We start from the raw sequence: 12,589 nt of genomic DNA on the forward strand, positions 1-12,589 counted from the left end.
TTAATTTAGTGTTTCTTTTCCGTTACTTGTTGGCGTTGTCGACTGTGTAGTTTACTGACTGCCCAACGCAGATATTGGTTCACTTTATTTGGTGTTAACTGGGCAAATTCATCTAATGCCGCCTCAGCCAGATCTTTCTCAGGATGATCGACTTGGTGTTGCTTAACATGATCCATTGCTGCGCGGGAAACCAACACAGGCAAATTAATCTCTTGATCAAAGTGACAGTTTTTATGCTGCTGACAAAATTGAATAAAAGCGTATAACCCTTCAAAAATCAGACTCTTATACCAAACGGGATGAATGTCTGAAGTGAGGCTTTCAATTAAAATAGCAAAGGTGTCCTCTCCTGGCGTCATGGAGCTTAATGTTTGTTTGCAGTTTAATGTGGTATTACTTTGCATATCACCAAACACAATAGCATCTACATGACTTAGACTTTCCCATAGCTGTTTTAGCATGCTCTCAGGTAGTTTGGTGATGATGCCTTGTTCTACTCGCCAGTCAAACCAATCCATGTCTTTCATTTTGCTGTTATCGCTGTCGACTTTATGATGATAACGAACATGATTTACTACATGGTTAAAATCTTCATGCTTTTGTTGTAACACTTGTTTGAAGGTGTCGTAAAGCAAACTAGGTGAAAGTTTCGATAAGGTTTCAAAGACTGGCGCGTTTTCATCTGGGTTAATGTGTCTTGCGCAGAGTAGGGCAAGGCTGTGAATACGAATAGTTCGTACCCCAGAAAAAAATTCAGGGTAGACTTTGATTAGCGTACCCGCAATGGCAATTAGCTCATGGCAAATGACCAAGGATAGAGAGGATGAAGAGGTTGATTTTAGCAGCTCCATAATCTCATCTTGGTGTAAGGGCAAGGTGATGTCGGTTTCGTTTTCCAGAGCATCCCCAACGACTAATAGACGCTGACGAACAGTAATGTCGGCGATATAAGTAGCTAGATCTGTTGTGGGCTTCAGCATTAAAGAAAACAATTGTCTCGATGCTTGCCAGTTTTCTGTTAGAAGCGCTTGAGTGTAGACGGAGTCTAAGACTTTATAGGCGGTGACGGCGGGTGTTGTCCCTGGGATGGTGTTCATCAGCGCTCGTCTTGCACCCAGTTCAATCAAAGAGTCAATGGCTTCAGATAGGCTGGGCTTTTGGTTTAAACGTGCCAGTAATGTATCTGTGTCTATTTCATGAATTTTTTGGGTGTCGTAAGGTGTTCCGCCCGACGATAATGGCCAAGGTTTTTCGTGTAATGGTAATGTTGCCCCCAGCATTTGCGTTTCTGGTGAGACAATTGTAATGCTACGGCGATTGCCTGATTTAAACGCGTTTTTAGCGGATTGGGCAATGACTCGAAACTCCTCTCTTTCTCGTTTTTGCAGTTGACGTATAAACTCAAATAATTCATCACTGCCAGGCATTTCACTTAAGGCTTCATCGATCAAAATAGCAAAAACGGCATTGGCAGGGTAATACCAATGGCCTTCAATAATGGTTAATTCATTACAAATATGGGCTTGAAACAGTCTAGGGTCGACTTTGCGGTAGTCTTTGTCTTCATTCTGAATCCAAGACAAACACAAGTAGTTTTCATCGTTAATAGTAAAGGGCTGAGAGGTAGCCAAGCTGTTCAATGCTCTATTAGGACGTCCACTGAGCCCTAGTGCGGGTGAGGCCCCCAAGTGGCGATAGGTTTCCACAAGTTGCACCGCACTGATGACTTTGAACGGGGCAATTTCATCGACGGTTTGACAGAGACAGCCAGCTTTTAACAGTTTGTCTTTCACTGCGTTGTTTTGCGCGAGAATCACCATGGAGGTGGTGACCACATTCGGTCGATGCTGAATGCGATGTAATCCCAGAGGGTCGAGATCATCGGTTCGAATCAGTTCATCATCGAGCATTTTACCCACCAAATACAAGCTTTGCGCCCAAACAAGGGGCAAGTTGTCATTCGCAAGGCGTTTTTGCGAACCGGGGTTTTCTTTTTCGGCCAAGATGCTTTCTTGAGGAACATAGTACAGTTCGGGTAGTAACATCTCACCGTCTTTTTCTATCATCAGTGTTTCAAGTTTATGGCGATAGAAGTTAGCGCTTTCCCAGTCACGGGCAAAGAGTCGACCGATGTATAAATAGGTGAAAAAGAGTGGCCATTCGGACTCAATATGCTCAAAGTTAATCAGCTCATTGTATTCGTAATAGATTCGACTTTGATCTTCCAGAACCGATTGATGTCCATCTAATAAGAAACGCTTACAACCATATTCACCGCCGAGTTTGCTGAGGATTTCATCACGGGTTCTTTGAGTCAGCTTTTCGTCGTTTACTGCAAACGCGGGGAAGCTGATGATGCTTAATAGGGCGCTATCTACCTCTTTTGAGCGAGACTCTTTCGGCAGGAGAGATTGTAATACGGAGCCTGCTCTGGCCACGGCATCTGCAAAGGAGTGGATGACAGCCCACTCGGGACCATCATTACCAAACAAGTTTAGGCCGTCTAAAGCTTCCATCGCGGCTTTGGCCATGCCGACTGAACTGGCGTTGATTTCGGCTTTGCCATTATTCACTTTATTGCCTCGCTCCCAAATGCCGTAATCAGGAGTGCGATAGGTACGAGAAATATAATAGACGAGGTTCTGAATAAAATTGGCTTCGTCGTGAGTAAAGATGAGTTTGCTGCCCGCTTTGGTCATTTGGGCCAGTGTCAATAAGTAGAAGCTGGTGGCATCAATTTGCAAATGTCCCCAAGCATCGTCTGCAACCGCTTCGAGCCCTGTTTTTGTGTCGTATTTTGCGTGCAGTGCGTCCTTGGGATCAAGGCTGTGTTTAAATGCCTCGACTTTATGGGATTGGCGCATCATGGCGTACAGCAAACCACGCATCATTTTAATGCAAGAATACTCTAATTCGTGGGAACGTTTATCTGGGTTTGAGGCACGCTTGTAGGCTAGATGGAGCGCCCAAACGGCTTGAATACTATAAACGTTGTCTCGTACCCAAGCATCGGTGTAGTTGCCGTGATTATTGATGCTAGTACTAGCCGGAAAAAGTCCAGTAACAGGGTGTTGCCGAGAGAGGATCACAGCCTGAATGTGTTTGTATAGAGAGTTTAGCTTTTCTTGGGTATCAAACGCCATATTCCTTCCCTCAGAACGTAAAACATAAAATCAGTTGTCTGGATGATGGATTCGTTCACTTATATGAATGTACTACCGTAAGCATATGGTGAGTTGCTACTAAGATAAAGCAGTAAAGCGAACTTCTTATCGATTCGATTTAGTGTATCTACCATCATAGGCGTTTTTTTGAGTTGTGCCTAACTGCTTAGAGTATATATAAAAATAATCAGCAAAAAGAATGCCTAATGACTCTATTGGCAGAGTAGAAGTCAAAATAAGTTGATAGGAGAAGGGGGATAGAAGGGAGCAGATAAACAAATAGGAATTGATGCACAGCCCGTCTTTTTATGGAAACGGGCTGTAGGGTAAGTGCTGAAAGGAAGGATAAACGATCTACTTTCTTTAGGTGCTGAATTGGTTCACCAGAGTACGTAATTGAGAGGCGCACTGGGTTAGTTGCTCGACCGATGCATGGATTTCATTGGAGTTGACTGTGGTAGTGCCACACACATTGGCAATATTGTCCAAAGCCGCGCTGACGGTTTGCGAAGACGCATGTTGACGATTGGTCGCTTCTGTAATTTGTGTATTAAGCTTGGAGATGGACAAGACACCACTGGCGATGTCTTTAAAGGTTTTTCCCGCTTCGGATGTTTGCTCTGCGCCTTGGTTAGCGGTGGTTTGTGCATTTTCCATGACTTCCACCGTGGTAAGGGTTTGTTGCGTCAGTTCGTTGATCAAACCACCAATATCTGTGGCCGCTGTTTGTGAACGTTGAGCTAGCTGGCGAACTTCATCCGCAACCACGGCAAAGCCTCGGCCTTGTTCACCTGCTCGGGCGGCTTCAATGGCCGCATTCAAGGCTAACAGATTGGTTTGATCGGCGACTTCAGAAATAATACCAAGTCGCTCATTGATATTGCTCACATCTTCTCGGAGTTGGTGGATTTTCTTCGTTGCATCGCCCACTTCTCGGGAGAGGCGCTGAATGTCTTGGTTGGCTTTGTTCATGACGCTTAAGCCCTGCTGTGAATGCTGGCCTAATTCTGTGGCAGTGCTGCTTGCGCGCTCGGCAATGGCCTGTGTTTCATCGACTGATGCTATCATGTCCTGCATAAGTTGTGTGGCTTGTTCTGTGTCCCTTAGCTGCATCGACACGCCACTGACCGTTTTCTCGGTAGACTGGTTCGTATGACCAACAATACTATCTAAGGTTTCACTAGAGTGACTGACATTGCGCACAATCGATTGAAAATCGCTCATCATACTGTTGAATGCATCGGCCATTTCACCCATTTCATCTTCTCCGTCAAACTCGACACGGCGCGTTAAATTGCCGGACTTTTTCACCGATGTCATGGTATTGCATAAGGTGGTGATACGGGTGGTGACTAAATGGATAATAAACAAAGCTGAACCACCAATGACGATGGTTAACACCCCAACCAGAATTGCATAGTTAATTAATGTGTCTAAAAACAGGTCAATGACTTTGTCCATAGAAGAGGTGGCTATTAAGGTTAATTGCCAAGGAGAAAATGTTGTGCTACTGGCAATCATACTGTGCTGTTGACCTTCTTTATCTTGATATTGAAAGCGCCAGGCTTGATTTTCAGTATGGTTATTGAGTCCAGTAAGGAGAGAGTTAGGTGCTGTTTGGTTTTCTGTATTTAGACTAGGAGCGTTTAGTAACTGTTGGTTGCCATCCAATAACCAGATTTTTTGATTACTGCCGTAATGAATGAGAGCAAGGGCTTGAATTGCTTGCTGTTTGGCTTGGTCAACGGTCAGTTGTCCTTGCTTTTGTTTCTCGTAAAGAGGGGCAATAATAGAGTGAGCAATATTCAGCACATCTCGGGTTTGGTTTTCTCGGTCTTTCACTTCACTGTGAAACAGTGTGGTTAGTGACACTAGGATTAATGCCGTTGTTCCTAACGACATCAAACCAATAATTGCCCACAGTTTGTAGCGTATTTTTATATTATTAATTTTTTTTAGCATGCATTACTCCCGATGTAATCCCTGGCGCATTCTACTGTGGTAATGGTAAGAACTCGAACTTACACTTTGATGTATATCATAATATTCACAAATAATGTATGCATGGCGTAGTCTTTATTACGACCAGTAGGAATAAAAATTGAGCTATTTCATCGTCTTTAGTACATCGTTTTTGTCCGCTACTATTTTGCCCTTGGGTTCTGAAGCCTTTTTGCTTTACTATGCTAGAGACGGCATATCGTCCATTGTATTGTTGTGGTTTTTAGCCAGTACAGGTAATACTTTAGGGGCGTTGACTAACTGGTATCTTGGGCGTTTCATATCTCGTTTCGAGACAAAAAAATGGTTCCCGGTGAGCCCAACATCACGTCAACGTGCTGAACGTGTGTTTAATAAATACGGCTACTGGAGTTTGTTATTTACTTGGCTTCCTGTGATTGGTGATGGGATTTCATTAATTGCAGGTGTATTTCATACACAAATAAGGTATTTTTTACCTTTCGTTTTTGTTGGGAAGGCGGCAAGATATGGGTTCATACTGTGGGGGCAAAGCTGGCTCTTTAACAGTTAGAGAGCGGCGATATGTTTGATTATGCTTTTTCTTGGTTAGTTTTGCCTTATTTGGTGTACATGGAGGAATTTTAATGGGTGTCACACAAAAACTGCTGGTTGTTGCAGCGGCGTTATCGTTAAGTGCTTGTTCAATGTTTGAAGGTAAGAATACCTTTATGACCTATCAGGACTTGCAGACAAAGGTAAGAGAACACGATGTCGAGATAAAAGCGGTGCAAGATCAGCTTGCACAACTTAAACAGGCTGAGAGTGCGAATAAACCGATGGCTGCTAATACTGCGTCACAATCTAATAATGCAACTTCTCAATCCAATAACGATGGTTTAGGGTTGTCTGAGAGTGAAACACAAGCTGCGCCCAGTGTCGCGCCACAGGTAACCCCTGTTGCGAATACTCAAACTCAGCAAATGGCACCTGCTCAGTCTTCTCCTACACAGCCCCCTGCACAAACCGCTTCCTCCTCCCAGTCGTCTTCAGTGCAAGCCGCGCCAATGGCGTCTTCTGAGCCCAAAACCGTGACGCCCAATTACAATAATAACTCTTCTGCAGCAATGACAACGACTAAGGCATCAAGTAGCAATGATCAATACGGTGTGCAGCTTGCCGCTTACACAAGTCGTCAAGAAGCAGTGAATGGATGGCAGAGGTTGAGTAAAAATAACTCAGATGTCTTTGTAAACCTTACCCCTCATATTACTAAAGCTGTTGTTAATGGCCGCACCATGTATCAGTTAAAAGTTGGCCCGTTTTTGGACCGTGCCTACAGTGTTGGTTTCTGTAATATGCTGAAACAAAAAGGCAAAGACTGCATCATCAAAAAGTTTGATGGTGAGCCATTGTAATTTTTCTAAGGCAACTTGCTTCGCAAGGCAATGAACACCTAATTCGGCTTCCTAAGCGCCTTTTACTCTTATAAGAGTAAAAGGCGCTTTTATTTGTGTTTGAGTCAGTTTTGATTAAGGTGATGTGAAGATTGAGCATTAACATCGTATTCGGCTTTTGACCGATGCCCTTGTTTTGTGAATAGTCGATATAAGCAGAGCTAATGATTCATACACAAATGTTGTGAATTTCATCTAGGGGTTTTTGTTAGAATCCCTTGCCACACAACAAACCCTGAGCCAAGCCGGTTCTTTCGGTAGGGTACTTGGTTTGATGGGGCGGTATACAAGAGACCTTTTGTCATAATAATCCTTATGCTTTCTTTAGCTTCAAAACTAACCAATCAGTTAAATTCTGATGAAGCCTCTATGTTAGGTAGGTATAATTCCCTGCCATCGCACCATGTAAACTGACGATAGATTTTAGGAGTAGATTGATGGCAACACCTTCCCAACATGATTTGCGAAATGACTTTCGCGCATTATTAGCAACGAAAAAATGTTACTACACTGCTTCGACCTTTGATCCTATGTCAGCGCGTATTGCGGCAGACCTTGGTTTTGAAGTCGGGATATTGGGCGGTTCCGTTGCGTCTCTTCAAGTGCTTGCTGCTCCCGATTTTGCTTTGATTACTTTAAGTGAGTTCACTGAGCAAGCGACACGCATTGGCCGTGTTGCCCGCCTGCCGATTATTGCGGATGCAGACCATGGTTATGGTAATGCTTTGAATGTGATGCGTACCATTACAGAACTTGAGCGTGCTGGTGTTGCTGCTTTGACAATCGAAGACACTTTGCTACCAGCCAAATATGGCCGTAAATCGACAGATTTAATCCCTCTGGAAGAAGCAGTTGGTAAGATTCGCGCGGCACTTGATGCCCGTATTGATCCAGCAATGTGCATTATCGCGCGCACCAATGCGGGTCAATTGACTGATGAGCAAACCATTGAGCGTGTGAAAGCTTATGAAGCCGAGGGGGTTGATGGCATTTGTATGGTGGGGATTCGTGACTTCGATCATTTAGAGAAAATCAGTCAGCATGTTTCTATTCCACTAATGTTAATTGCCTATGGCAACCCTGAGTTAGAAGATCGTGAACGTTTGGCAGAGCTGGGCGTTCGTATTGTGGTAAATGGGCATGCTGCTTATTTTGCTGCTATTAAGGCGACATATGATTGTCTGCGTGAACAGCGTGGCATAGCGGAAGGTAAGTTGAATGCCTCTGAATTGTCTACTCGTTATTCGACACTAGAAGAAAACCGAGTGTGGGCAAGCAAATATATGGATGTTCAAGAATAATATCGCTGGTGTCATCTTTGTAGACACGTCATCGGCAATGTTCTTAAACAATCTGAATAAAAAGCGCTTATGAGCGCTTTTTATTCATTTCTCTTCTTCTGTTTTCTTTTTCTCAAACTTCCTTCTTAGAATTAAACCTTAAAGCTGCCTACTTGTTCCTTCAACCCCTTGTAGAGACTCGAAATTCGTGTTGATTGGCTGCTAATGAGCTGAGAGATCTCTTGAATGCTGTCGGTCTGCTCTTGGAGTGAGGCTAAGTTTTGGTTGATTTCGTTGGCGACGGCGGATTGCTCTTGTGTGGCTTGAGCCGTTTGCGAAGCCATATCCTGAACTTTGTTGAACGATTCCGTCAAGGCATTGAAAACCTTGGTGACCTCATTGAAATTATCAGCGGTATGGTTGGCATTAGACTGACTGTTTTGAATAGATTGAGAGGATTTGTGTACGTTTTCTCGAAGTTGAGCGATCATGGCTTCGATTTCGTTTGTACTGTCTTGTGTGCGTGTCGCAAGTGTTCGAACCTCGTCGGCAACAACAGCAAATCCACGGCCTTGCTCACCTGCGCGAGCGGCTTCGATAGCAGCATTTAAGGCCAATAAGTTGGTTTGCTCTGCAATGCTGCGGATGACTTCCAAAACCGAGGCAATGGCTTCCGAGCTTTTTTCAAGCTCGTTGGAGCGGGATAAGTCTTCGGCAATGTCTTTTACTAAATTGGACATGGCGTTTTGAGAATCATTGACCGCTTTGAGGCCATTTTTCGTTAATTGGTTTGAGGTTTTCGCCTCTGCAGCTGTGTTACTTGCAATCTCCTCCATCGACCGATTAGACATATTCATTTCGTGACCTGCACTAACAATGGACTCTGATGCTGCGACTAATGCATCGGTAATCCTCCCTGTTTTATCGGAGACGGTATTCAGCTCGCTGGTGGTATCCCCCAAGGCAAAGGACTCTTTTTGAATGTGACTAATGATGGTGCGCAATTTTTCTAGGAAACTATCGAACTCATTAGAAAGATCCCCCAGTTCATCTTTGGAGGACGAGTGAATGCGCTGGGTCAGGTCGCCATCGCCTTCAGCAATCTCTTTAATCCGTTGGGTGATGCTTTCAACGCTTTTTGTCAATCTTAATGGAATGACATAACCGACAACGAGAGCAAGCGCGAAGGAAATCAATAGAATGACCTTTGCAATGTTTTGGTATTCTTGAATTTTTTGCTCTACATCGACTTGTAGGTCGTGAGAGCGTTCTCTTACGGATTCTCCTGCTTTGTCTAACAAATCACGAATGGCAGAAAATTTTTCTTCCATTTGTTTGAATTGCTTTGGCTCTGTGTTGTTGCTTGCCGAGTAAGTATTGATTAAGTCTGTACTGTCAGCCAGCCACTGACTAAATTGCACATCAAAATTACCAAAAGGCTTTGTGAGATTTGGCTCGTTTTTAAGATAGGTGCGATAGGTGTTAAAGCGTTGAATCACCTGCTTTGCATTGTTTTGAAACTCGACTTTGTTTTCTTGAAAATCGCCAATGCGGTTGATGATTTTTTGTTGGGCCAAGCGAGCCTGATAAAGATCTCGGTCAGCACTCAATACTTCTGTGATGGCTTCTAAGTAACGTTCTAAGCTAAGTGCGCTAAGGTGCACATTTTCTGCTTTACTCGCGAAGTCATGGAGACTTTCGCCTGCTTTATCGAGCGTATTACGCAGCTTAATAAATTGTTTGTCTATCTCTATCGTCGGGGAGGGGGTGGCAGATTGATGGGTATTCAACAGTCGTTGACTGGCGTCTAACCATTCTTTATAGAGGCGGTCAAAATCCGCAAAGGGTGCTAGTACTGCTTTGGGCTCATCAGCGAGGTATTCACGGTACTTTTGAAATCGATCAAATACCTGTTGAGCATTTTCTGTAAAGGTGTCGCGATTCTTTTGAGCGTTGCCCTGATTAAAAAAAAGTTGTTCTTGCGCTAAGCGCGCTTGGTAAATGTCTCTATCAGCATTTAATACCACCGACATGGCTTCAAAATAGTGACTGGTTTGTTTTTTTAATACGCTTTTTTGATAACTGCTTATGATTGCGTTAAACGCAAATAAACCAGCGAGAATCAAAGATAGAACAACGATGGGGAGCATCATTTTGATTCGAATTGATTGTGTTCGCATAACTTAATAATCCCTTATACAGTCAGTCAATTTTATCATTAACCATAGACCAAAAATGGAAAACAGCCATAGAAAGGCAATAAGTTATTGTCAGGATGCATCGCGTTTGTTGTAAAAAGGCGAGGTTGAGCGTTGCGTGCATGTTAGAACAAAGCGGCTTTTGCTGCGAATGGATGGCGTATTAAAAAATAGTTTGATTATTTTTTGTTCTGTTTCGTGTTGGTTTTTACTATGAAACAAATGTGTTTCTGTCGATAAAATTCGCGAAAAACTCAATAATTTGCAGTAAAAATCTTTTAACTTCGGATTAATGGCGTTTTTCTGTCACAAATTTGTCATCGAGGGTTTTTATACTGCGCTGCATCTAGGAGGATGAAAGAAGGTCCATTACCATGAATATCAAAGATGTGGCGGCGTTAGCAGGGGTGTCTCCTGCAAGTGTATCGCGATGTTTGAACAATACGGGTCCGATGAGTAAGACAACTCGCGCTCGTATTGAAAAAGTCGTTGCATTGACAGGGTATGATACGGGCCGTACATCGAAGCAGGTTGAGTGGAATCAAAACCCGACCATTGGTGTCATGATTCCTAGTTTGCTAAACCCTGTGTTTTCTGAAATTGTTGCGGGGATTCAAAAGCGAGCACGACATTTTGGCTATTCTGTTATCGTTGTGGATACGCAATATGAACGTCGTCTTGAAAAACAAGCCATTATCGATCTTATTCGCCAACGCGTCGCTGGCGTGATTCTGACGACGACATCGGTGGATGACAATGATGCCTTATCTTTACTAAGGGAGTTTCGCTTCCCTTTTTGTCTTGTTCATAATCAATCATCAAATGAGCCTTGCGTCTTTGTGGATAATTACCAAGCAGGCCGGGACGTTGCTGAACACTTGCTAAGTCTTGGGCATACAAAGATTGGCATGGTGGCTGGCCGTTTTCTATCTTCTGATCGGGCTAAGCAGCGTTATTTAGGGTTTACCGATTTTCTGCAAGAACAGTCAACCTCGATTTCCGTGCAATTGATCGAAGTGGATCAATATGCACTGACACCTTTTGATCAAACTCAAGCGTCTTTTTTTGACTCCCCAAGTTCTCCAACCGCCTGGTTTTGCAGTAACGATTTGTTGGCACTAAAGCTCGTCAATCATCTCAAGTCAAAAGGCGTGGTTGTACCAGAAGCTGTGTCAGTGGTGGGGTTTGACGGCATGGCATTGGGGCAGATTCTTTACCCTCCATTAGCAACGATTCAAGTGCCACACCACGATATGGGGTTGTGTGCAGTGGATTTGCTGTTTAACGCCAAGCATAAAACGGCGTTTCCTTTAGCAAGGCAGTTAGATTACCAAACCCACTTTGTGGGAACCGTGGCTGAGCGTCATCAGTCATCCAACATGCGAAGCGTTCAATAAGAAACGTTCTTTTAAAGAGAAGGAGAAAGTTGATGGGTATCTTAAAGCAGTTTACTAAACTGGCGGTTCTATCCTTAGGGTTGACCGCAGGAGCGTCTTACGCAGCGGATGCGATTTGTTATAACTGTCCCCCTGAATGGGCCAATTGGGGTGGTCAGTTGCAGTTGATCAAAAAAGATTTGGGGATTTCTATCCCAATGGATAATAAAAACTCAGGTCAGGCTTTATCACAATTGGTGGCTGAAAAAAACAGCCCTGTGGCCGATGTGGTTTATTACGGCGTGTCGTTTGGTATTAAAGCCGCTGAAAAGGGGGTTGTTGCATCATATAAACCGAAAAATTGGGACAAAATTCCCAAAGGCTTGAAAGATCCTAAAGGGCGTTGGTTTGCTATTCACTCTGGAACCATTGGCTTTTTTGTTAACAAAGATGCCTTAGATGGCCGTCCTGTTCCGCAATCTTGGAAAGACCTTTTGAAGCCAGAATATAAAGGTATGGTTGGTTATCTTGATCCGACCAGTGCGTTTGTGGGGTATGCCAGCGCTGTGGCGATCAATCAGGCGTTTGGCGGCAATATGAGTAATTTTACCCCCGCCATTGATTACTTTAAAAAATTGGCCAAGAACGATCCGATTGTTCCTAAACAAACAGCTTATGCTCGCGTGATTTCTGGTGAGATTCCGATTCTTCTGGATTATGACTTCAATGCCTACCGCGCGAAATACAAAGACGGGGCAAATGTGCAATTTGTGATTCCAAAGGAAGGTACTATTGAAGTCCCTTATGTGATGAGTGAAGTCAAGAATGCGCCACACCCTAAATTGGCCCATAAAATTTTAGACTTTGTTTTATCCAATAAAGGGCAGCGTCTATGGGCTGAGGCCTATCTCCGTCCTGTCATTGCCTCAGCTATGACACCTGAAATCGAGAAAAAATTCTTACCCGCGTCAGATTACAAACGTGCGAAACCTGTCAACTTCGAGAAAATGGCTGCGGCTCAGACTGGGTTTGCTCAGCAGTATTTAAACGCAGTGCATTAATAACAAGTTTAATTTAACCCCTAGTGCATTTGCATGGCAAAACGAAAACCCCTCCCTAACCCTCCCCTTAAATAAGGGGAGGGAACTAGGAATG

Annotated in this window: 8 protein-coding genes; 5 read left to right on the top strand and 3 right to left on the bottom strand. The window is 43.7% G+C overall.

Annotation, left to right across the window (positions count from 1 at the left end; genetic code table 11):
* Positions 1–5: 5 nt before the first annotated feature.
* Together JHD45_RS14600 and JHD45_RS14605 are read right to left on the bottom strand one after the other, a co-directional pair.
* Positions 6–3,143, bottom strand: coding sequence for a glycoside hydrolase family 15 protein (locus JHD45_RS14600; RefSeq protein WP_199477244.1), 3,138 nt, complete (start codon positions 3,141–3,143; stop codon positions 6–8).
* 384 nt (positions 3,144–3,527) lie between these two features.
* Positions 3,528–5,126, bottom strand: coding sequence for a methyl-accepting chemotaxis protein (locus JHD45_RS14605; RefSeq protein WP_199477245.1), 1,599 nt, complete (start codon positions 5,124–5,126; stop codon positions 3,528–3,530).
* 139 nt (positions 5,127–5,265) lie between these two features.
* Here JHD45_RS14605 and JHD45_RS14610 point away from each other — a divergent pair, with 139 nt between their 5' ends.
* The 3 genes from JHD45_RS14610 (at position 5,266) to JHD45_RS14620 (ending at position 7,881) form a co-directional block, all read left to right on the top strand.
* A complete protein-coding gene (locus tag JHD45_RS14610; protein ID WP_199477246.1) occupies positions 5,266–5,697 on the top strand; it encodes a YqaA family protein in 432 nt (143 codons plus the stop codon).
* Between the two features lie 73 nt (positions 5,698–5,770).
* Positions 5,771–6,541, top strand: coding sequence for an SPOR domain-containing protein (locus JHD45_RS14615; protein ID WP_199477247.1), 771 nt, complete (start codon positions 5,771–5,773; stop codon positions 6,539–6,541).
* A 476-nt stretch (positions 6,542–7,017) separates the two neighbouring features.
* Positions 7,018–7,881 carry an isocitrate lyase/PEP mutase family protein gene (locus JHD45_RS14620; protein WP_199477248.1) on the top strand — a complete coding sequence of 288 codons (864 nt, stop codon included), beginning with the start codon at positions 7,018–7,020 and terminating at the stop codon, positions 7,879–7,881.
* 131 nt (positions 7,882–8,012) lie between these two features.
* Here the strand turns inward: JHD45_RS14620 and JHD45_RS14625 are convergent, their stop codons facing one another.
* Entirely contained in the window at positions 8,013–10,040 is a 2,028-nt protein-coding gene (locus JHD45_RS14625; protein WP_199477249.1) for a methyl-accepting chemotaxis protein, read from the bottom strand.
* A 392-nt stretch (positions 10,041–10,432) separates the two neighbouring features.
* Here JHD45_RS14625 and JHD45_RS14630 point away from each other — a divergent pair, with 392 nt between their 5' ends.
* Positions 10,433–11,455 carry a substrate-binding domain-containing protein gene (locus tag JHD45_RS14630; RefSeq protein ID WP_199477250.1) on the top strand — a complete coding sequence of 341 codons (1,023 nt, stop codon included), beginning with the start codon at positions 10,433–10,435 and terminating at the stop codon, positions 11,453–11,455.
* 32 nt (positions 11,456–11,487) lie between these two features.
* Positions 11,488–12,495: an ABC transporter substrate-binding protein gene (locus JHD45_RS14635; RefSeq protein WP_199477251.1), complete on the top strand. Its 1,008-nt coding sequence runs from the start codon at positions 11,488–11,490 to the stop codon at positions 12,493–12,495.
* Positions 12,496–12,589 lie beyond the last annotated feature (94 nt).

This window comes from Marinomonas spartinae (assembly GCF_016461715.1).
In the GTDB taxonomy this organism is placed as follows: domain Bacteria; phylum Pseudomonadota; class Gammaproteobacteria; order Pseudomonadales; family Marinomonadaceae; genus Marinomonas; species Marinomonas spartinae_A.